Annotated in this window: 13 protein-coding genes and 1 pseudogene; 7 read left to right on the top strand and 7 right to left on the bottom strand. The window is 62.3% G+C overall.

The features are described 5' to 3' along the window. Positions 1-86: 86 nt before the first annotated feature. Positions 87-1,325, bottom strand: a complete 1,239-nt coding sequence (locus ACVW0R_RS08735; protein WP_011429225.1) for a phosphoglycerate kinase — start codon at positions 1,323-1,325, stop codon at positions 87-89. A gap of 177 nt (positions 1,326-1,502) precedes the next feature. On the opposite strand from ACVW0R_RS08735, the gene pds reads away from it, so the two are divergent. The 3 genes from pds to ACVW0R_RS08720 all read left to right on the top strand — a co-directional run bounded on the left by pds (position 1,503) and on the right by ACVW0R_RS08720 (position 4,772). After that, the gene (gene pds / locus ACVW0R_RS08730) at positions 1,503-2,921 is read left to right on the top strand and encodes a 15-cis-phytoene desaturase (RefSeq protein WP_457501927.1); all 1,419 of its coding nucleotides are present in this window, start codon (positions 1,503-1,505) and stop codon (positions 2,919-2,921) included. Between the two features lie 124 nt (positions 2,922-3,045). Beyond that, the gene (locus ACVW0R_RS08725; RefSeq protein WP_041438059.1) at positions 3,046-3,933 is read left to right on the top strand and encodes a phytoene synthase; all 888 of its coding nucleotides are present in this window, start codon (positions 3,046-3,048) and stop codon (positions 3,931-3,933) included. A 23-nt stretch (positions 3,934-3,956) separates the two neighbouring features. Beyond that, complete coding sequence (locus tag ACVW0R_RS08720) at positions 3,957-4,772, top strand: ABC transporter permease (protein ID WP_457501926.1); 816 nt, start codon at positions 3,957-3,959, stop codon at positions 4,770-4,772. Here the strand turns inward: ACVW0R_RS08720 and ACVW0R_RS08715 are convergent. The 4 genes from ACVW0R_RS08715 to ACVW0R_RS08700 form a co-directional block, all read right to left on the bottom strand. After that, positions 4,769-9,814 (bottom strand): DEAD/DEAH box helicase, encoded by a 5,046-nt coding sequence (locus tag ACVW0R_RS08715; protein ID WP_457501925.1) that lies wholly within the window; start codon positions 9,812-9,814, stop codon positions 4,769-4,771. The two genes, ACVW0R_RS08720 and ACVW0R_RS08715, sit on opposite strands and share 4 nt — an antisense overlap. A 92-nt stretch (positions 9,815-9,906) precedes the next feature. Continuing rightward, positions 9,907-10,113 (bottom strand): type II toxin-antitoxin system VapB family antitoxin, encoded by a 207-nt coding sequence (locus ACVW0R_RS08710; protein ID WP_099887262.1) that lies wholly within the window; start codon positions 10,111-10,113, stop codon positions 9,907-9,909. 33 nt (positions 10,114-10,146) lie between these two features. Beyond that, a complete protein-coding gene (locus ACVW0R_RS08705; RefSeq protein ID WP_457501924.1) occupies positions 10,147-14,724 on the bottom strand; it encodes a DUF559 domain-containing protein in 4,578 nt (1,525 codons plus the stop codon). Continuing rightward, positions 14,721-17,615: a helicase-related protein gene (locus tag ACVW0R_RS08700; RefSeq protein ID WP_457501923.1), complete on the bottom strand. Its 2,895-nt coding sequence runs from the start codon at positions 17,613-17,615 to the stop codon at positions 14,721-14,723. The genes ACVW0R_RS08705 and ACVW0R_RS08700 overlap by 4 nt, the downstream gene beginning before the upstream one ends. Before the next feature lie 280 nt (positions 17,616-17,895). On the opposite strand from ACVW0R_RS08700, the gene ACVW0R_RS08695 reads away from it, so the two are divergent. After that, a complete protein-coding gene (locus ACVW0R_RS08695) occupies positions 17,896-18,411 on the top strand; it encodes a cyclic nucleotide-binding domain-containing protein (protein WP_457501922.1) in 516 nt (171 codons plus the stop codon). Positions 18,412-18,591: 180 nt separating this feature from the next. Continuing rightward, complete coding sequence (gene gap / locus ACVW0R_RS08690) at positions 18,592-19,611, top strand: type I glyceraldehyde-3-phosphate dehydrogenase (protein WP_011429234.1); 1,020 nt, start codon at positions 18,592-18,594, stop codon at positions 19,609-19,611. Here gap and ACVW0R_RS08685 read toward each other — a convergent pair. After that, complete coding sequence (locus ACVW0R_RS08685; protein ID WP_011429235.1) at positions 19,596-20,198, bottom strand: 2'-5' RNA ligase family protein; 603 nt, start codon at positions 20,196-20,198, stop codon at positions 19,596-19,598. The genes gap and ACVW0R_RS08685 overlap by 16 nt on opposite strands. A 169-nt stretch (positions 20,199-20,367) precedes the next feature. Between ACVW0R_RS08685 and ACVW0R_RS08680 the strand changes: the two genes are divergently transcribed. After that, positions 20,368-20,790: a (2Fe-2S) ferredoxin domain-containing protein gene (locus ACVW0R_RS08680; RefSeq protein WP_011429236.1), complete on the top strand. Its 423-nt coding sequence runs from the start codon at positions 20,368-20,370 to the stop codon at positions 20,788-20,790. Here the strand turns inward: ACVW0R_RS08680 and ACVW0R_RS08675 are convergent. Beyond that, positions 20,778-21,410: a lysophospholipid acyltransferase family protein gene (locus ACVW0R_RS08675; RefSeq protein ID WP_011429237.1), complete on the bottom strand. Its 633-nt coding sequence runs from the start codon at positions 21,408-21,410 to the stop codon at positions 20,778-20,780. The genes ACVW0R_RS08680 and ACVW0R_RS08675 overlap by 13 nt on opposite strands. 327 nt (positions 21,411-21,737) lie before the next feature. Between ACVW0R_RS08675 and ACVW0R_RS08670 the strand changes: the two are divergent. Then, positions 21,738-21,860 (top strand): annotated as a pseudogene (locus ACVW0R_RS08670) (helix-turn-helix domain-containing protein); the annotation flags it as partial. Positions 21,861-21,922: the final 62 nt, after the last annotated feature.

Below are 21,922 nucleotides of genomic sequence, written 5' to 3'. Positions count from 1 at the left end.
CTGCGCCGAGCAGATTAAAAGAGGGGCTGAACTCAGCCCCTACTTTTTTGCTTTTTGCTGCTTTTGGGTTAATGAGCCGAGCTACCCTACGCTTCGCTAAGGGCGGCGATGCCGGGCAGCTCTTTGCCTTCCAGCAGCTCCAGGCTGGCGCCGCCGCCGGTGGAAATGTGGGTCATTTTGTCGGCTAGGCCCACTTTTTCCACAGCCGCCACCGAGTCGCCGCCGCCGATAATAGTGATGGCACCGGCCTGGGTGAGGTCGGCCAGGGTGCGGGCAATGGCTTCTGTGCCAGCGGCAAAGCGGTCGAACTCAAACACACCCATCGGCCCGTTCCAGACTACGGTTTTGCACCCTTGCAGGGCGGCCTGGAAGGCTTTGACCGATTCGGGGCCGATGTCCAGGCCCATCCAGTCTTCCGGAATGGCGTGGATGGAAACCGTCTGGGCGTTGGCGTCTTTGTCAAACCTATCGGCGACCACCACGTCCACCGGCAGCAGCAGCTCCACGCCCCGCGCTTTGGCCTTCTCCATCAGGGAGCGGGCCAGATCCAGCTTGTCGGTTTCCACCAAAGACTTGCCGGTTGGGATCCCTTGGGCTTGGTAGAAGGTGAAGATCATGCCGCCGCCCAGCAGAAGCTTGTCCACTTTTTCCAGCAGGCGCTCGATGACGCCAATCTTAGTAGAGACTTTGGAGCCGCCGATGATGGCCGCTAGCGGTCGCTGGGGGTTCTCGATGGCGCCTGATAAAAATTGCAGCTCCTTTTCCACCAGGTAGCCGGCCACAGCGGGCTGGAGGTAGGCGGTGACGCCGGCAGTGGAGGCGTGGGCGCGGTGGGCGCTGCCAAAGGCGTCGTTGACAAACAAGTCGGCCAGGGAGGCCAGCTTGCGGGCAAATTCTGGATCGTTGGCTTCCTCTTCGGGGTGGAAGCGGACGTTTTCCAGCAGGGCCACCTGGCCGTTTTCCAGAGAGCTGACCACGGCTTCGGCCTCAGGGCCAATGCAATCGGGGGCAAAGGCCACCGGCTGGCCCAGGAGCTGGGCAAGGCGGACGGCCACAGGGGCGAGGCTATTGCCCTCGCGGGCGATCTGGATGGCGCCGGTCGCCTTGTCTTTCTGGATGGGGCGGCCCAGGTGGCTGGTGAGGATGACCTTGGCGCCCGCCTGGGCCAAGGCTTGGATGGTGGGCAGGGAGGCGCGAATGCGGGTGTCGTCGGTGATGTTGCCCTGGGGATCCAGAGGGACGTTGAAGTCGGCCCGCACCAGCACACGCTTGCCCTTGAGATCAAAGCCGGATGACAGCAGGGATCCCAGTGTTTGTTTGGCCATCGTCGTCCCTCCCCCTGGAGCCAAGAGAATTTTTTTCTAGTTTTTCTCCCGTATCCTACCAGGGATCGGATCCCGGCGGGAAACCCGGGCTCTGGAAATCCTCTCCTCCCTGCCTGCGGCCTGAGCGATTGTAACGGTTTGCAAATAGAATGAAAGTGTTGCTTGATCGTCATCATCATGCGTGTTGCCATTGCTGGGGGAGGGCTGGCGGGGCTGGCCTGTGCCAAGTATCTCTGTGATGCCGGGCATCAGCCGCTGCTGTTTGAGCGGCGGGAGGTGCTGGGGGGGCTAGTGGCCGCCTGGAAAGATGCCGACGGGGACTGGATCGAGACGGGGCTGCACAACTTTTTCGGCGCCTACCCCAACACCCTGCAACTGTTCCGGGAGCTGGGCATCTCCGACCGCCTGCAGTGGAAGGAACACAGCTTGATCTTCAACCAGCCGGACAAGCCGGGCACCTACTCCCGCTTTGACCTGCCGGACATTCCCGCTCCCTTTAACGCCATTGTCGGCATCCTGCGCAACAACGACATGCTCACCTGGAGCGAAAAGGTGAAATTTGCCCTGGGGCTGGTGCCGGCCATGGTGCGCGGCCAGCGCTACGTGGAGCAGATGGATCGCTACAGCCTCTTAGAATGGCTGCGCCGGCAGGGCATCGATGAGCGGGTCAACACGGATATTTTCATTGCCGTCTCCAAGGCGTTGGCGTTCATCAACCCGGACGAGATCTCGGCCATGGTGCCCCTAACGGCTCTAAACCGCTTTTTGCGGCAAAAGGACGGCTCTAAGATTGCCTATCTGGATGGCGCCCCGCCGGAGCGGCTTTGCCAGCCGATGGTGGACTATATCGTAGCCCGCGGCGGCCAGGTGCATTTGAATGCGGCATTGCAGGCCATCGACCTCAACCCCGATGGCAGCGTGGCTGGCTTCCGCTTCGCCACCCCTGCCGGGCCCTTGCAGGTCACTGCCGACGCCTACGTGTCGGCCCTTTCGGTGGATGCGCTCAAGGAGCTGCTGCCGGCTCGGTGGTGGGAAATGCCCTATTTCCAGCAACTGCGCGAGCTGGAAGGGGTGCCGGTGATCAGCCTGCAGATTTGGTTTGACCGCAAGCTCACCCACATCGACCACTCGCTCTTTTCCCGCTCGCCGCTCTTGAGCGTGTATGCCGACATGAGCAACACCTGCCGCGCCTATGCGGATCCAAAGCGCTCGATGCTGGAGCTGGTGCTGGCCCCGGCTGCCGAGTGGATCGAGCGCAGCGATGAGGAGATCTTTGCCGCCACGCTGGAGGAGCTGAAAAAACTCTTCCCCCAGCACCTCACCGGCCCCAACCCCGCGCGGGTGCGCAAATGGGTGGTGGTGAAAACGCCGCGCTCGGTCTACAAAGCCACGCCAGGTCGGCAGCAATACCGCCCCACCCAAGTCACCCCCATTCCCAACTTCTTCCTGGCCGGCAGCTACACCTTGCAGCCCTTTCTGGGCAGCATGGAGGGGGCTATCCTCTCCGGCAAGTGGGCGGCTGAGGCCATCAGCAAAGGGATCCCGTCTCAGCCAGCTTCTGCTTCGCCTGCGAGCTTGGCGACAGCAGGGGTTTAATGCCGCCGAAAGGCAATTTCCTGGAACTTGAGCGTCTGGGCTATCCAGCCTGTCCGCTTTCCCGTAGTGTTGAGATGTGCCCTCGCTGTCCCCATCTGGCCCCGCGCCCCTGGAGATAAGCCCGATGAGTCCGCTGGAGCAATCTTTTGCCCTCTGTCGCCAGATTACGGCCAAGCACGCCAAGACGTTCTATTTGGGATCCCTGCTCCTGCCCCGACCTAAGCGGCGGGCCATCTGGGCTATCTATGCTTGGCTGCGACAGACGGACGAGCTGCTGGACGGGCTGGAGGCCAGCCAGGCTGAGGTGGAGGTCACCCGCAGCAAGCTGGAGCAGTGGGGATCCCACCTGGAATCTTTGTTCCAGGGGGGGGAGCCGCAAGTTCCCACCGACCTGGCCCTCATCCACACCATCCGCACCTACCGCCTCTCGATTGAGCCCTTCCGCGAGATGCTGCGGGGGCAGAGCATGGATCTGGACATTCGGCGCTATGCCACTTGGGAAGAGCTGCGGGTCTACTGCTACCGGGTGGCCGGGGTAGTGGGCCTGATGTGCTCGGAGATCATGGGGTTTGTGCCGGGCCGGGATGGCCGCGAGGAGGCGGTGGCGCTGGGGATCGCCATGCAACTGACCAACATCTTGCGCGATGTGGGGGAAGATGCCCGCCGCGGGCGGATCTACCTCCCTCTAGAGGATCTGCGCCGCTTCAACTACTCGGAGCGGGATCTGTTTAACTACGTCATCGACGAGCGCTGGATGGCCCTGATGGACTACGAGATCCGGCGGGCTCGAGAGCTCTATGCCCAAGCGGAACGGGGGATCCCCACGCTGCAGCCGGACTCCCGCTGGCCGGTGGCGGCATCTCTGATGCTCTACCGGCAGATCCTCAACGCCATTGAGCGCAACCACTACCAGGTGTTTCGCACCCGCGCCTATGTGTCTACCCTGAGCAAGGCGCTGGCGCTGCCGGTGGCCTGGTGGCGGTCGTGGCGCTCCAACTACTACGGCTACTAGCTGCGCTGGCAAGAGGAAGATCTATGCTGAACCAGGCCTTGCACCGACCCTATCGGCAAATCTGGGAAGACAGTTTAACCATCTTCTGGCGCGACTGGCTGGATCTGCGCGGGCGGGTCTGGCAGGTGGTGGCTTCGGGGCTGGTGGCCCCCCTCATCTACATCGTCGCCTTTGGGGTGGGGCTGGGTGGATCCCTGCGGGCCGAGGCTTTGGCCGACGTGGCCGGAACCACCGCAGCCGGTTCTTACTTGCGCTTCATTTTGCCGGGGATGGTGGCTCTTTCGGCCATGACCATCAGCTTTGCCGGCACCACCTTCTCCATTTGCGGATCGCGGCTGTTTACCAAAAGCTTTGAGGAATTGCTGTTGCTGCCGGTACACCCGCTGGCGCTGCATTTGGGCAAGGTGCTGGCGGGCATTGTCCGCGGCTTGCTCACGGCTTTGGGGGTGTTGGCGGTGGGGGTGCTGGGCACCGGTGCTTGGGGCCTGCTCCATCCCCTGTCGCTGCTGGTGCTGCTTTTGGATTGCGCCGTCTTTGCCGGCATTGGGGTAATCGCCGGCTTGAAGGTGCCCAGCCTGGAGAGTGTGGGGGTGCTGACTAACTTTCTGATTACGCCCATGTCCTTTCTGGGGGCCACGTTTTTTGATCCCAGTCAGTTGCCAAGTTACCTGGAGGTCTTGGTCTATTGCCTGCCCCTTTCCTACGCCAGCATCGGCATGCGGGCAGCCGCCTACCAGCCCCTGGCGGAGTTCCCTTGGTACACCGTGGCGGTGCTGGCAGGGTTGGCGGCCATCCTGGCCCTGGTGGGAGCTTACCTGTTTTCCCACCAGCAGGATTAGTTGCCCTTGCCAAACACCTCTGGGTAGCGAGCCAGTTGCTCCCGCAGGTCTTGGTCGTAGCGCAGGGCAATTACTCGGTAGCCGTGCCCCAAAAGCTGAGAGCGCAGTTGGCGATCCTGGGCAGCCTGGGCGGGATCGTCGTGCACTGCGCCGTCGCAGAAGATGCAGATGTTGGGATCGTAGAAGAAGTCGGCCACGCAGCGGGGCTCGGCGAGGGCTTTCTGGGCCTCATCGGGAAGGCGATAGCCCCCTTCGGCCAGCAGCTCCAGGAAGCGGCGCTCCAGTTCCGAGCGGGGATCGATGAGCTGGCGCAGCCACTCCAGGTGCTCCTGGCGGGAGCGGCCCAGGGAGCGCAGCTCGGTGCGGCTGTTGGCCAGCTCCCCCAGAAGATCTCGAATCTTGTATCGGTCGAGTTCCAACGCCTCCCTTTGGTTGGCATAGCTGAGCAGGCACTCGTAGCAGGCTGCCCGGCACTCCGGTCGCCGATCTTGGATCCCCTCTTCCGAAAGCTGGAAGTGGCAGATCTCCAGAGCCACTTGGGCCACCTCGGCAAGGGCATGGGGCTCTTCCACCAGCCGCCGCAGAACGCCAGCTCCCCCTTCGGCGGTCTCGTAGAGGAGGATGGCGCGATGGGATCCCTGGCCAATGGACTCGGCCGCCAGCTCCGTCTCCTCCAGCTCAAAGGTCTCCTCGATTCCCCGCTTGAGGGCATAGCGCAGGGTCGTTTCTAGGGCCTGCAGATTCCCCAGGCTGGGCTGAACCAGCCGCACCAGCAAGAGGTTTTGGGTAGCGCGCACTGCCAGGCGGATGGGCTGCAAGGACATCTGGCTAGACGAGCTGGCTCTACGGCCCTCCAGCTGAGCTCGAGAAGGGACTTCGCCGTTGTCAAAGTTGACCAGGAAACCTCGCCCCCCACTGCCCCGCCAGCCGGAGTTGATGCGCAGTAGCGTGGCGGCTGGGGCATAGCGCAACTGCAGCAAGGGAGTTTCGCCCCTTAGCACGTCGGCTTCCTGGACGCGGTAGCCCGAACTTTCGGGAGCAAACTGAAAGAAAGTCTGCAGCTCGTATCCCTGTCGCCGCCGCTCTTCTTCGTCGGCAGTAATGCGATCCCGCCGCCGCATGCGCACATTGGGCATTTCCAGAAGCTGGGTAAAGAGGCTGTTTTGCCCATCGAACTGACTGCCGCAGACCGGACAGCGGTCGAGGGAGGGATCCCCAAAGGCCCCACAGCTAAAGCAGAGCTTGTGGCTGCTTTTGCGCTCCTCCAGGCCGCCGGGCGGAGCCTGAAAGGCCACCGATTCCCACTGGCAGCCCTCGTGGTAGAGGAAGTTGTGGGGGGCAAACTCGCGAATGGCCAAAAACCGGGGCCGGGCGATAAACTCCCCTTCGCTGCCGCGGGGCACCCAGGCGCGCACGGGCAAGGCAGGGAAGTTGTAGCCGGGCAGGAACCCCTCGCTGGCTAAGTAGCGGTAGGGGTAGAAGTCGCTTTCCTCCCGCTGGGTATCGATTTGCAACAGCAGGTTCCGCTGGCGCAGAGCCTCCTGCTGGCGGCGCCTGGCTTCCTGCTGGTCTTCCCGGCGGCGAGCCGTCTGCAGTTGCTGGTTGGCGGCTTCTAGCTGTTGCGTGGCGGCCCGATAGAGCTCCCGCCAGCGGTCAAAAGCGCGGTCAAAGGCGCGGGGGGCCTCTTCAATAACCTGCTGGATCCAGCGCCGGCTAAACCAGCCGCTGCGCTCTAGCACTTCCCGGTCAGCAGCCAAGAGCGCTTCCACCCGCTCCGCCACCTCTTGGCGCGCCGCCTCCCCTAGCTGAATGGAGGCAACTACCTCTTCCCGCAGGGGCAGCTCTGGCCGAGCTGAGTCGATGACCGTTTCGATGGAGTTGCCCAAGGGCAAGCGCACCTGGGCTAGCCAGACGGCGTGGATGTGGGCCCGCAGCAGCGACTCATTGGCCAAGTCCAGGCGGGGAGGTCGCACTCGTCCAGCCACCATTTCGGCCCGGCGGCGAAAGTAGTACTGGTCGTGGCTGTTGAAGGCGCCGCAGTAGCTGAGGATGAGCCCCGGCTGCCCCTGGCGACCGGCCCGACCGCTGCGCTGGGCGTAGTTGGCTGGCGTTGGGGGAACGTTGCGCAGGTGCACCAGATCCAGATCGGCAATGTCGACCCCCAGCTCTAGGGTGGGAGAGCAAATGAGGTAGGGAAGGCGGCGCTCCCCGGGCTCATTGCGGAAGCGTCTCTCTCGCCGCTCCCGCTCCCCCGGCTGGACCACCTGGGCGGTGTGCTCTCTGGCTTCCAGGGATCCTAGCCCTGCTGCCCCGGCTCGGTAGAGCTCCTGAAAGAAGGGGTTGATGGGACGGCGGACAGAGGTGTAGCCCTCCTGCTGGGCGCTGCGGGAATACAGAGGATCCGGCGGCGGCAGGCCATCCCCCAGACACCAGCGCAGACAGCCGGCGTCTAGCTGGTAGGCTACCTGGCCATTTTCCACGTGGCGCCGTAGCAGGCCCTGGCTGACCAGGAGAGACAGCAGGGACTCCAAAAACCTGTCGTAGGCTTCTTGGTTCAGATCAAGGCGCCTGCAGAGGAAGCGACCAATGGTGCTGCGGCGGCCCAGGCTGAGCATTTGCCCGTTTTCCCGGGAAGGGTTCTGGCCAAAGCAGCGAGCCGTCCGCAACTCCTCATGCTCTTCCAGGCCCCAAAACTCATTGAGATATTGCTGGGCGCGCCGGCGCAGCCTTCTCTGGGGCTCTGCCTTGAGCACGGGCACATCGATGGCCAATTGGCGCCGAAACCGATCCAACAGAGCCCGCAGCAGTTGCTCTTGCTCCTCAGGGCTGGCTTGGGCAAACCAGGGGTGAAGGGAAGCCAGGGCTGAATTTTGGCAGAGCTCCCCGAGGCCGCGGTACTCGATTTTCAGCAGGCCCACCTGTTCCAAGTTGGGGTGGGTAACCCGCCAGCCGCGCCGCAGATCTTCATAGAGCCGGTACTCGGTTAGCTCGCTAAAGGTCTGCCACACTTCCTCGGCACTGGGCGAGGCAGGGTCCAAAGCCGGGTTTTGGGCAATGTCGGCAAGCTCCAGGCCAGAAGCCCGCACCACTTCCTGGGCCACCTCGTCAAAGCCCAGCTCTTTTTTCTTGAGGAGGGCAGCATAGAGCGAGGCCCGCAGAAGGGCCACATGCACAAAATCGTTGAAGTGGCCGGCCTGCAGGGAGGCATCCTGGCGGTTGTCGGTAAAAGTCAGCAGCTTGCTGCAAGCGGCCTGGGTTTGCTCGGCATGGCGCAGCAGGGAGGTGGCAAGGATGGTGGTGGCGCTGGAGCGGCCTTCGCTGGAGAGGGAAGCCAGCTTGGCGAACTCCCGCTCCCGCTCACTGTAGTACTCGCCGCAGGCCAGGCACAGGGAAAAGGGGTGGGGCTGCCACCACATCTTCTGCGCCTCCGCCTGGGGGTACTCGGAAAAGGAGCCATCCGGGCGCACCCAGACGGCTTGGGGGACGCGCTTTCCCCAGTCGGACCTGAGTCTGCCCTCAGGGGTGTACCAGTCTTCGGGGATCTGCTCCAGCGACCACTCGTTGTCAAGAGGATCCAAGCTCAGGTAACCGGCTTGCTGGTCTTCGTCCTGCTCTACCTCTTCTCCCACGGGATAGGGCAGGAACTGATCCCTGGACTTGAGGACGTGGTAGTAGTCCTGCCCACACTGGCGGCAGAACTTGACGGGGAAAAAGAGCTTGCCCTCCCCCGCCTGCATCTGCCCTTCTAGGGAAAATTGCCGCTTTTCCCGACTCTCCAGGGTGGCGTAGAGGGTGCGGCCCTGGGAGATAAACTGGTGCAGCTTGAAGGCCACTCCTCGGCTGCGGTCGTCTTTGAGGCTGCTGGCGTGGGCAAGGAACTGGCGCAGCGTTGCCGCACAGTTTTCGCTAGCGGTGCCGGTCAGTTGGGCCAGTTGGGCGGCCACCTCGGAGAGCTCCCTGGGCACGCGGCGCTTGATGCCGTCGGGACTTAACTCTAGGCCCAGCTCGTACTCCAACCAGCGCATCAAGGGGTGGCGGCGCAGGCTAGCTAGGTCGGTGGGCCAGGGGGGATCGAGGGCGGGTTTGAGCTCTTCAGGTGAAGGCGGGCCACCTTCGCTCAAAGGGGCCAGGGTCTCCTCGATAATCTGCTCCGGTGTGAAGGGATGGCCAAAGAAGCGGCTGGCGAAGTCGGCCACGGTCTGGCGGCGCTCCAGGGCACTGGCCTCGGGGCGGGAGATCATGGTGGCGCTGGTGCCAATGTGCACCAGGTTCTTGGCGGCGCAGCGTCCCTTGAGGCGGCGAACCAGCATGGCCACGTCGGCCCCCTGCCGACCCCGGTAGGTGTGCAGCTCGTCAAAGACCAGAAAGCGCAGGCCGTTGGGGCTGAGGAAGCGCTGATCTTCGGGGCGCACCAACAGTAGCTCGGCCATCACGTAGTTAGTCAGCAGGAGCTGGGGTGGATCCCGCCGCAGGTTTTCCCGCTCGCTTTCCTCGGTTTCGCCGGTGTATTTGGCAAAGCGCAGCGGAAAGGGGCGATGGTAGGCGCGCTCGTAGCGCTCGCGCAGAGTTTGTAAAGACTGGTACTGGGAGTTCACCAGAGCGTTCATGGGATAGACCACCAGGGCCGTTACCTGGCCCACGGATCCCCCCTGGCGGATCCAGTTGTCGATGATGGGTAGGAAATAGCAGAGGCTTTTGCCGGAACCGGTGCCGCTGGTTACCACAAAGCTTTCCTCGGCCAAGGCTTTGGCGATGGCCTCCTCTTGGTGGCGGTAGAGACGAAAGGGTCTGCCGTCCTCAGAGCGGAAGATGCGGGCTGTTTCTTCAGCAATCCGCCCCGTTTCAGCCAACTCATCAACGGTTGGGCCGGCTACGTAGGCAGGGCTAAGCTGCACAAGCGGCTCTGGCCAGAGGTGGATCCCTTCTTCCAGAGCTTGGTCTACAAACGCCTGTGCCCGTGGGTCGGCAATGAGAAAAAAGGAGCGGACGAAATTGGCGTAGTCCTTTAGAACCCTCTCGTGCAGGTCAAAAATGGTGGCCATCGGGGCTCTCCAAAGCCATTTTGGCTAGGTTAAGCCTAGCAGGTGTTCTAGCGACTGCAAGAGGATCGCCCTGAGGCTTGGGCTGGGAGATCTTAGGGAGAGGAGAGGCGTTGCTCGTGCAGATCTCCCTCCCATTTCAACTTGCCGCGTAAGTTGCGGATCTCGGCTTGCTCGTAGAGCCGAATGAGGGTGCGCAGCGCTTCGTGAATTATCTCGCGCCTGGTCTTGAGGCCGGTTAGCTGGCGAGCCCGCTCGATCAACTCGATCAGCTCGTCATCCAAGACAACGTTAGTCCGCATGGGAAGCTCCCCTGTTTACGCATAATGAAAAAATTAGTGTTGCGCCAGCTTCTCCCATGCCTCTAGCACCAGCCGCCGGGTGCGGTATTCGCCGTATTGACGTATCTCCTTCTCCTTCAGCACGCGAAAGGTTTCGCCGGGGAAGGTGCTAGCAGCAGCGCGGGTAGCGTAGCCAGCCGGGTCGAGCGGGTCTGCCACCTCTTCCCGCGGGTCGAGTATGTCTTCCAGTTCGCGTTCGGTCAAATCCGCCGGGTCGAGGATGTAGCGCAGTTGCTTGCGGGTGAGGCCGTAGAGCCGGGCGTAGTACGCATCCAGTTCAGCGCGGAGGATGGCGCGGCGTTCCTCGTTCCAGGTGAACGGCGGGAAGGGGAAGCCCTCACCCAGTGCTGCGGGCGAGGGGGTCGGGGGGTGAGGTCTAATCACAGCCCGCAATCCTTCGTCTGCCTCTCGCCATACGTCGTCGGCGAAGGGTTTCATGTCCCAGGAGGTGTAGACCAGCTCCAGCACGCGCGGGACGATGAAGCGCAAATCCTCGGGGGTGTAGGCATCCGGCGGCAGGACGGGGAGTTGGCGGAGGATGAAGAATCCAAGCGAAGTACCGCCAATTTTCTGGCGAGTGACAAAATCCAAGACCAGACTGCTGAAATTTGCCAACCATGCTGTAACAAGCACAGCAGATTGGGATTCAGAGAAGATAAGGGGTGCTTTATGTCCCGCCCCCACCCTGGGCAGCAGGCTGAAGATGGCGGTGCGCTCATCCGTAGAACGTGCCACATTCCGGAAGCCCAGCAGCCAGCCGCGTTGCCACTCGCCCAGGCGGGCTGCGACTTCTTCGGCCCGCACCCAGTACCAGGGCTGGACGACGAAGTGCGGGTCGGCGTGCTGGTGCTCATCAGGCGTGGGCAGTTGGGTGCTGCTCCGGTCGCGCACGCCCTCATACGTCCCGTAGCGGTGGTCATAGTGCCAGATCATCTTGGCTTCGTAGAGGGGGAGGTAGCCCTCACCCCCGGCCCCTCTCCCAAGGCTTTGGGAGAGGGGAGAAGGATGCTCGTAGGAATGGGCAGTGACATAGGCAGCAATTTCTTGGAGGACTTGTTCTGTGCGGTCGAGTATCTGGTCATTGGTAAAGCGCAGAATGGCAAAGCCATGTTCGCGCAGGATTTCCTCCCGCAAACGGTCGCGTTCCTGCTGAGTGGGTTCACGGTGCACGGCGCCATCTATCTCAATGATCAGGCGGGCATCGTCACAGAAAAAGTCAGCGATGAATTGTCCAATCGGATGTTGACGTCGGAATTTTCGGCCTAGCAGCCGACGGTCACGCAACAATTCCCAGAGCAGGCTTTCGGCGGTCGTCGCCTCGCGACGCAACTGCCGCGCCCTGGCAATCAGTTCCTGGCTGGCCTTGGGTAATTCGTACCCTCCTTCTCCCGCAGCGCGAGAAGAGAGGTCGGGGGCTGCGATCCTTCCCCCCTCTCCCGCAGCGTGGGAGAGGGGGCTAGGGGGTGAGGGCACAAACACATTCCCCACCAGCCGGTAACCTTGCTTTTCCAGCTCTGCACGGGTGCGGAAGAGGTGCGAGTCGTTGGACATATCGAACATGCGCAGGAAGCGCACGCCCCAAGAGTTTTCTCCCGTGTGTTCGTTAACCAACACCGGCACGCGCTGATAGATGGCGCGGGTCAGGTCGGCATCTTGCCGGGTACGGAAGACCGGCAGGGTGCGGGTGTTGGGGTTGATGCGGGCAATGTCGTCCGCTGTGAGGGTGAAAACGCGACGCGGGTCGCGCAGGTGATCGGCATGGGTGGCGAAGAAGGTGAAGGTAGTGGCGTCGGTTGGGGTGCGGCCGCCGGTGAGGGTGAGCAGGCAGAATTTGTAACTGCGATGTACGCCGGGGAAGAGCGCTTCGCGGTTTTCAAAATCAAACAGGCTAACTAGCTGCCCCTTTTCCACCAGGTCGGCGAAGAAGAATTGGTTGGTGGCGTCGGTGGCGATGCCGGTGGGGACGATGAGGCCGGCTTGTCCCTTAGAGTTAAGGAGGCTTCGCACGCGCTCGGCAAAGACCGAGTAGGTGTTGATGTCCCCGCGGCCGGTGAGGGGGTATTGTCCGCTGCCGCGCAGGAAGCGACTGGCGCTTTCGGCGGCATGCAGGGCGCGCTGATAGGCTTCCCACAGGGCAGGGTTGGTCTGCGGCAGGGCGGCGATCAGCCGTTTGCGGGCGGCGGCGTTGGCGGCGCGGGCAATCTGCGGGTCGCGGACGGCGAAGAACTCTTCTTCCTGCAATTTGATGCGCTCCCAGGGCGGGTTGCCGAGGATGATGTCGAAGCCGCCCTCACCCCCCTGGCCCCCCTCTCCCAAGGCGTTGGGCGAGGGGGTAAGGTGAAACACCTCCGGGAACTCCAGCGGCCAGTGGAAGAAGTACTGCTCGCAGGCCAGGGCTACGGCGGTGGCCAGAGCGCGGGAGTTGGCTCGATTTTGCAGCCGCTCGCTGACTGCTTTCGTGGTAATGGCCGCCGAGAAGTCTGAAGTCAAGTGCTGGAAAAAAGCCGCCGTCCAGAGGTTGCAGGCTTCTGTCAGTTTCTGGTGTTCTGGGTTTTGACAGTAGCGAGTGTAGAGCTCCTGCTTGCGGCGTACGTTGGCTGGCGAGTCGTCCTGGATGGCTTCGAGCTGCTGGAGCTCCTGGCTGAGCTGGGCCACCACTTGGTCCGCCTCAAGAGAAAGAGAAAGCTGGCCCGTTTCCAAATCCCTGCGCTCGGCGCGATTTCGCCTCTTCAGAGAGCGGGCAGCCTCCCTGGAGTGGGCACTCACCGCCTCGAAAGCAGCGTCGGGAAGGCCCTTGTCCAGAACTTTTAGATCCAACATCCCCACCAGCGAGTCGCCGCATTTGATGCGGTGGTCGAGGAAGGTAAGCGGCTTGCCGGCACAATGGGCCTCCAGCCAGAGGGCCACGCGGCAGAGCTCCACTGCCAAGGGGTTTTTGTCCACGCCGTAAATGCAGTGGGCCACCACGTCGCGGATGGCCTCGCGCACGGTCTCAGGGGCAGGCTCCTCTTCCCCGGTGCGAACCTTGGCCAGCTCCTTGCCCAGACGCCGGGCAGCCGCCAGGAGAAAATGTCCAGAGCCACAGGCGGGATCCAGAACTCGCAGCGAGAGGATGGCCCGTTCCTTTTCCTCGCGGCTGGCTGCAGACTTCAGCCGCTCCTGTAGCACCGGCTCTAGGGCCGAGCGGACAAGTTCCGCCACCAGATCTGGCGGGGTGTAGTAGGAGCCGGTGCTTTTGCGTTCGGAGCCGTAGCTGAGCTCAAACTGAGGCGTCGCCTGCGCAGTAAACAAGATCTGGGGCCGGTAGTCGAGCAGGCTTTCGTAGACGGATCCCAGCTCTTCCACATCGAGAGCGGCATAGTTAACCCGGCGCGGCGGGGAGGTCGCGTTTTCTCGGTAGTAGGCCAGATGCCAGAAGGCCTGCAGCAGATCCCGGTTGCTCAGGCTGCACTCATCCAGCTTCAAAGGGGCAAACAGCTCGCCGTTGAGAGGCGCAGCCCCCAGATGCTTTGCCAGCTCTTCCTGGGAGAGCACCCGCCAGAGCACCCGCAGGCTGCACCAGAGATCCTCATGCTCCGTAAAAGCGCTGCGCCGCTCCAAAAGCCGCCGCAGCCGACCCACGCCGTAGTGATCCCGGTAGAGGGGGCTGGCGCTAATTAGCCCCCGCTCCTCCGAGACCAAGAGAAACAAAAAGCGATAGACCAGCCGCAGCAGTTGTCGGTAGAACTCCTCCGGGGTGAGGCGGTTCAATCCAGAAGAGGCCAGCCGCTCCCGCAGTTGGGAGTTTTTGGGATGGGCAAGAAAGCCGTTGGCCAAGCCCTTGAGGCATTCTTCCACCCCATCCCGCAGCCGCTCGCGGACTCGCCCCCCCTGTTCCAGAGCTTGCTGGTAGTACTTCTCCAGCCAACACTCCCGCGCCTGCTCCGCCCTTTGGGGCAGGTGGCTGCGGTGCAACAGGCGAAACAGGATGGCAAAGTCGTTAAAGCGCTGCTCCTCCAGGATCTGCTGCAGGTCAAACTCCACATAGGCCTGCCGGCGCACAAAGGTGCTGTCTCGCAACAGGGGGAGGATCAGCCCGTTGGTGACGATGCCCCAGAGGTGCTCGCTGCGGTTGAGATACTCCTGCAGCAGCGAGTGAGGGGCTAGACGCGGCCTGCCAGTAGGAGCCAGCCGTCCCAGCTCCTGGCGCACCCCCACAATGTGCACCGGCGGAGCGTCCTCTGCTTCGCCAGCTCGGTGGGAGATGGCAAAGGTGGCGCCGTCAATCTCGTAGGCCCGCTGGTTGTAGCGCAGCTCGTAGCCCAGAAGGCTGAGAAAGGGAATGACCCAGGCATCGCGGGTAACCGACGTGGCCGGATCCCCTTCTGGCAGACGGGCCAGCCGACGGCGGAAAACTTCCCACTGGGTGCGGGCATCGGCAAAGACGCTGGCCATCTCCTCGGTCAGGCTGCGCTTGTCGTCTAGCCCAAAGTCTCTCGGCTTCTGGCCCGGCAGCTCGCCGGCCAAAAGCTGCTCCAGGATGTCCGGCCCCAAGAGGCCCCCTTCAAGGCGTAGTGCAGGAAATTGGCTCATCTGGACAGCAGAGGTTGTAGGACAAGAATTCCCAGCAGATCCGGGGGAAACTGCGGCTTAACCTCCAGCCCGCGCACGCGCTGGGAGATAGCCTGTCGGATGCGCCTGTGGGCATCAGCCAGCTCGCCAGCCCGCCGGCAAATGGCCTCCCGGATCCCTTGCTGAAGGGGGTGTCCTAGGCCCCAGTTTTCTGCAGTCGGCGGCCAGGGGCTGAGGCTGTCTAGCACATGCTGCACCAACTCCTGCTTTTCCGCGAGCGGCAGGTTGGCATCTGGCGTGGCTTTGGCCAAAAGCTGGAGCGCTGCCCCAGTTTCCAGCCAGCGGGCTGCGCCTCTTTCCAGGCCAACCCCTCCCAGCACCAGCACCTCCTCCGTCAGCAGAGGCTGAGCCAGCGGCTGCTCCACCAGGTAGCGCACGCGCAGCAACAAGAGGGTGGTGAGCTCGGCCACAGCCCGCGTCCGCACAACCCCGCAGCGGGAGACGACGGCCTCTTCAGGATTATCTAGAGCCTTCTCCAGCAAAAAGTGGGCCAGGGCAGCGATGAGGCGGTGGTTGCGGCCAACGTACTCCGCTCCTTCTGGCGTGGGGGAGACAAAGCTAATCCGCCAGTGTCCACCCTTGGGCTGGGGCAGGGCTGAACGAATGGCCTCCGGCAGGGTTGCCGTGCCCTCTCGGCTGAGGTTGACCTGGAAGACTCCAGACTGCCGGTCAGGGATCACGGCCAGGCCCAGGCGCTGGGCGGCAGCGAGAAAAAATTGCTGTACTGCCTGCGGATCCCCCAGCACGGCGTCTGTAGCCTCCAGTTCCCGCTGCACTTCTTCAGGCTTGAGGGATCGCTGGGCAAAACGGGTGCGGTTGCGCCGCTCCTGCTCGGCAGAGCGATCCCACCGGGCGTGAAACCGGCTCACCTCTGCCATCCCCAGATCCAGCTCCAACTGGCGCTCCCCTGAGCCGGATCCCTGGCGCAAAAAAAGCGCCTCCAGTACCGCCTGGGTAACGCTTTCACTCGCTTCGGGAACAGGCACGTGGGGGCCAAGGGTGCGGCGAATTTCCCGCGCCTTGTCCAGCAGCACCTTTAGCACCACGCCGTCCACAGGGTTATCTCGCCCAAAAAAACGAATGACCTTGACCCGGGGGGCCCATTGGCCGTAGCGATCCACCCGCCCCTCCCGCTGCTCCAGCCGGTTGGGGTTCCAGGGCAGGTCGTAGTGGATGACGGCTGTCAATTTTTCCTGCAGGTTGATCCCTTCCGAGAGGCAGTCGGTGGCCACCAGCACCCGTGGCTGGTCAACGGCCATTTCCGCAATCTTGGCCTCCCGCTCCTCGTCGCCCATGCGGCCGGTTACGCAGGCTACCTGAGTTGCGGATCCCAGGTGTTGTCGAAGGTGGTCGGCAAGATACTCCGCCGTGGCCACATAGCGGCACCAGAGAATGGGGTGAAAGCTCTCTTTGAGGAGCCGCTTCACTAGCTCGATGGCCCGCGCCAGCTTGGTGTCTTGGTCTACGCCACGCAGTTGACCAGCCAGGCGGGCGAGCTCGCGCAGCCGGCGGCGGTCGCTGTCGGGCAGAGTTTGATCTGCTGCTTCGAGGGCTGGCAGCGGTAATTCGTCGTCAGTACGCTCTTCTGCTGACTCGAACACCCAGCGGCTAAAGCTCTCCTCGGCCTCTTCAGCTTCTTCCTCCCGGGAGCCTGCACCGCGATTGGCCAGCGCTGCCAAGGCCGCTGCCGGACTGGACATGACACAGCGCAAAAGAGCCAGCGCCCCCCAGTAGCGTACTCGCCGCCGCCGCTGTTCCATCTGCTGGCCGGTGCGCACCAGCTCCGCGCAGAAGGCATAGGTGCGCTCAAACAGCTCGCGGTAGCGGGGCGAAAGGTCATAGGTCTCATCTTCAGCTTCTCGGCTTGGGAAGCAGGCGGTTTCTTGCCAGGTCTCCTTAATGTCCCGCCGCGTGCGCTGGACAAAGTGACGGGCCAGCTCGAGGCGCTGGCTCTCAGTGAGATCCTGAAAGTCCCACGCCTCAAACTCAGGCCGCAGCAGCCCCAGCAAGGAACGGAAGGCCTCTGGGATGCCGCTGTGGGGAGTAGCCGTCAGCAGAATCAGGTGGCGGTTGGGCGCTTGGGCAATGGCTCTCAAAAGGGCATGCCGCTCCTGCTGAGCTCTGCCGGAACTGGCCGCCGCCGCACCGTGCACTTCGTCGGCAATGACCAGCTCAGGACAAAACTGTAAAAATTGAGGGCGGTTGCGCTCTGTTTTGACAAAATCAATGCTGGCCACCTGCACCGGGAAGTATTCGTAGAGGCTCTGTCCCAGCGGGGTTTGCCGCTCCAGTTGCCCTACCGTCCCCGAGCGGATAACTACCGGCTCGAGGTGAAACTTCTCGGCCAGCTCCCTGGCCCACTGCTCGCACAAATAAGGCGGGCAAAGGACACAAAAGCGCCGGATCTCGCCGCGATCCAGAAGTTCTCTGGCTATCAGCAGCGCTTCGATGGTCTTGCCCACTCCCACGTCGTCGGCAATAAACAGCCGCACCGGATCAAGGCGCAGCGCCATGAGCAACGGCACAAACTGGTAGGTTCGGGGCCGGATGGAGATGCGCCCCAGCGAGCGAAAGGGAGTGGCGCCCTCGCGCAAGATAAGCCGCGCTGCCTGCCAGAGGAGATGGGCGGCTGCAGCATCGGCAACTCGGTCGGCGCAGGGCAGCGGGAAGAAGGCCGGCTCGATGCGCTCAAAGGGCAAGGTGCCGCCTACAAGGTTCATCAGTTGTCGGTGAATGTGAATCGCATCCTCTGGCGTACCAGTAAGGGGCCGCAGCACTACCCCTTCTTCGGAATCAGCGGGGAGCACCACCCACTCGCGGTGGCGGCAGCAAACAATTGAGCCAGGCTGCATCGATCGGGATCCCTAGAGAGCTTTCTCCATTTGAGATTTGTATACATCTTTGCCGCTTTCCGGGAATGACTGCCGAGCTTCTGCGGCTTTTTTGAGAACCCCCTACAGCCTGCCTGGACAGAACTTCTGCCGGCGCCATGGCCGGCAAAAATTCTACGTGTTGGAAAATGGCCCAGTTGGGTCTCGCCCAAGCCTTTTGCAGGGATCCCTCCTACCCAAAACGTGGGGTGACGGTAGGATGAAACAGAGCTGGCCCCAAGCACTTCCAGCCGCTTGCCCGATGAGCAGCAGCCGTTATCCGTTTGAGCGCGTTCGCGAGCACTTGCTCTTTCAGTTTTTGGAAGATGCTGAGTGGAAGGCATTGACGGCTGCCCTACTGCCCAGCCGCTTTTCCCCCGGCCAGGTGATCTTCCAAGAAGGGGATCCCAGTAGCGACCTATACGTAGTTCTCAGCGGGATCGTGGAGCTGCGTCGCCAGTACATGCGCCATCCCGGCGATTATTGGCTGGCCACGCTGCATGCCGGGCGCGTGTTTGGGGAACTTTCCTTGCTGACGGGACGGCGACGTTCCTTTACCGCGGTGAGCCTGACCGAAGTGCAAACCCTGCGCCTCTCCCGCGAGGGGCTGCTCCTATTGCCCCTGGAAGTCCAGCTGAAGCTCTACCGCGCCTGGACCCAGATCATCGGCGAGCGCCTCTTTTGGCTCGACAGCATGTTCGCGGATCTGCTGGAACAGCGGGGAGCCGAAAACGTGGCCTCGGCTATGGCCTTGCTGCAGCAGCGCTACCCCGCTTGAGGAAAGCCAACCCCTGCAGGCAGGCCGGGATCCCTAAAGTTAAATATCAGTTGATACTACTCAAAAAAGAGGCCAGAAATCAAGCGGTGGGATCCCAAATTTTATCTTCAGAATAGCCAGGGGTTGCGGTATTATGTGCTAAGCAGCCCCAAAGCACTTCAAGCAGCGAGGTTAAGAGCAGTGGTCAGGGTAGCCATCAACGGATTTGGTCGTATCGGTCGCAACTTTTTGCGGTGTTGGCTGGGTCGCTCCCAGTCCAATCTCGATATTGTTGCCATCAACGACACATCAGACGCCCGCACGGCTGCCCATCTGCTCAAATACGATTCCATTCTCGGGCCGCTGCAAGGGGCGGAAGTGGAGGCCGTCGAGGGTGGCCTGCTGGTTAACGGCAAGCATATCCACGCCGTTTCCGATCGCAACCCCAGCAACCTGCCCTGGAAAGAGTGGAAGGTGGATCTTGTTATTGAAGCTACAGGGGTGTTCGTAGACTATCAAGGGGCCTCTAAGCACCTTGAGGCGGGAGCCAAAAAAGTAGTGATCACCGCTCCGGCCAAGGGGGGCGACATTCCCACGTTTGTATATGGCGTTAACCAACACACCTATGACCCGGTGCGGCACAACATTGTCAGCAACGCCAGTTGCACCACCAACTGCCTTGCCCCCATCCTCAAAGTGTTGCTGGACAAGTTCGGCGTCTTGCGGGCCACGATGACCACCACCCACAGCTACACCGGTGACCAGCGGATTTTGGATGGCGGCCACCGCGATCTGCGACGGGCGCGGGCGGCGGCGTTGAGCATGGTGCCCACCACCACCGGGGCGGCCAAGGCGGTGGCGCTGGTGATCCCCGAACTGAAGGGCAAGCTGAACGGGGTGGCGGTACGGGTGCCCACGCCCAACGTGTCGCTGGTGGACTTGGTGGTGCAAACGGAGCGGCGCGTGATTGCCGAGGAGGTGAACGCGGCTCTCAAGGACGCTTCAGAGACCACGATGAAAGGGATCATTGCCTACTCCGATATCCCCTTAGTCTCCATCGACTACCGCGGCCACGACTGCTCGGCGATTGTGGATGCCGAGATGACCAGCGTGCTGGACGGGGATCTGGTGAAGGTGATGGCCTGGTACGACAACGAGTGGGGCTACTCGCAGCGGGTGCTGGATCTAGCTGAATATATGGCTGCTCACTGGGTTGAGTAGGCTGTTGTTTCCTGCCTCAATCCCTCAGAGGCGGAGAGGGAGAATTCGGCAAAAACCTGCCAGCGCTTGCCGTCATGGAGGAGGAGGGTCAGGGCAGAGGCGAGAAAGGATCCCTGGAAGAGGCGAGCCTTGAACTGCGGCCAGGCGGCGCGGAACTGGGCCGGCTGGAGATCCCGGAAGGCCACAGTCATGTGGGGCACAAAGGGACGGGCTGGAGCCGTTGCTTCTTCTTGCTTGAGAAGGAGGCTCATGTGCCGCTGGGCCTTGGCCTGAAGCTGTTGCAGCTCGGGGGAGGGCTCGACGTGAATATAAATAACCCGTGGCGGGAAGGCGCCGAAGCCACAGAGCTCAACGGCAACTGGCGCCTGCTCCTTAGCAAATGCTTCTAGGGATCCTGTCAGGGCCGCCAGCTGGGCAGTGGGCCACTCGAAAGGAGGCACCAGGGTGATGTGAGGGGGCGAGCGCAGGGCTGCGCGGCTGGCGAATTGCTCGGCAAACTGTTGTTTAATGGCGGTCACTTGCTCCTGCAGGTCTGGTGGGGGAAGGAGGGCGAGAAATAGCCGCTGTTGGGGAGCATCGATCAGCATTGCCGGACAGGTGAGGGATCCTTTTATCCAGGCTAGGGCAGCACATCCCCAGGCCTCTACCCCATTTCCTAGGGGTCAGAAGGTTTGTCGGGATGCCCGACGTCTTCTTTAACTACTCATATAATTATCTAGTGATTATTCGGTGGCAGTAGGAGACACGGATCCTCACATGACCCAGCTTTCCGCTCCCCTTCCCACGCCGGCAAGCCCATCTGCAGAACCTCAGCCGGATCCGATTCCGTCTTACCATTGGCATCTGTTCCTCTGCGCCGACCAGACCAAGCCCAAGTGCTGTGAAAAGGCGGTGGGGCTGGAAGCCTGGGAATACCTGAGGCTGCGGATCCAGCAGTTGAACCTGGAGCTGGCGGGCGTGGGCCCTCTGCGCGTCAACCGCACCAAGGCCAATTGTCTGCGGGCCTGCAACTACGGTGTTCCTGGGCCGGTGTTGTTGGTGTACCCCGGCGGGTTCTGGTACCACTCGGCCACGCCGCCGGTGATAGAGCGGGTGCTGCAAGAGCACATCTTGGGGGGAAAGCCGGTGGCCGAGTATCTGGTTGCTCAAGATACTCTGATTGCCCCTCAGCGCCCCTGATCCAGGAGGGCATGGATGGCCTCCACGCAGGCCGCGGTTGCCTGCTGCAGCTCAGCTTTGTCGCTGGAAGCCGGCGGGGGGATCAGCCTGCCGATGCGCACCGTGATGGGGCAAAACAAGCGCGGCCAGCGGGATCCCTTGGGCAGCACCTTCTCGGTGCCCCAGAGGGCTACGGGGAGCAAGGGTGTCTGGGTGCGCGCTGCCACCAAGGCTGCCCCCAGGTGAGGCTGGGGGATGCGGCCATCGGGGGTGCGGGTGCCGTTGAGAAAGATCCCTACCGCCCAGCCCTGGGCCAGGGCTGCCTCTGTGGCCCGCAAGGCGCTGCGATCCGCACCTCCCCTTTTGACCGGGTAAGCCCCGTAGAGCCGGATCACCTGCTTCAGCACCGGCACCTGGAACAGCTCTTCTTTGGCCATGAAGGCTACCGGGCGGCGCACCGCATTGGCCACCAGCGGCGGATCCAAGTGGCTGGCGTGGTTGCTGACGATGATCAGGGATCCGTGGCGCGGCACGTTTTCCTGGCCATAGGTGCGGCCAAAATACAGTCCCCGAAATAAAGGGTTGACCACCAGCCACTTGAGCAGCCAGTAGGCCAACCAATCGCGGCGGCGATAGCCCATCTGGACGATTTCCCAACTTAAGGGTAGCTCCCTCTTGAGTGTAGGGGAAAGGGGGGGATCCCTAAGGACTTTGGAGACAGGTTTTCCGAAGACCTTCACCTAGGGTGGGATGCGGCGAGGGGAGACGCCGGGAAAACGTTGCGCCAAGTTTTAGCTAATCCGCCGTTCGCGCTAGCGGGACGTAGTCCTGGAAGCCCCGCTCTGTACCCCCCTATATCCCAGCCCCCCAGCCCCCCAGTCCCCCCGTATACGGGGGGATGTAGGGGGGCGGGCCGGCCAGAGTCAGGATGAGAGGCGGGAGCGTTCAACAGGTACAATGCATTCATCATGAGAACCGCTTACCAGTACCGCTTGCGTCCTACCACCAGCCAGATAGCTCTAATGGAGCAATGGCTGCAGCTGCTACGTAGGCAGTATAACTATCGCCTGGCAGAACGGTTCAACGGGTGGTAGCAAAATCGCTGCAACAGCCACGCTTGCCCGTTGACAGTCTGCCATCTGCCTGTGTTGAA

It is taken from the genome of Thermostichus sp. MS-CIW-15, assembly GCF_054060575.1.
This window is presented reverse-complemented; position numbering and strand designations above follow the sequence as displayed.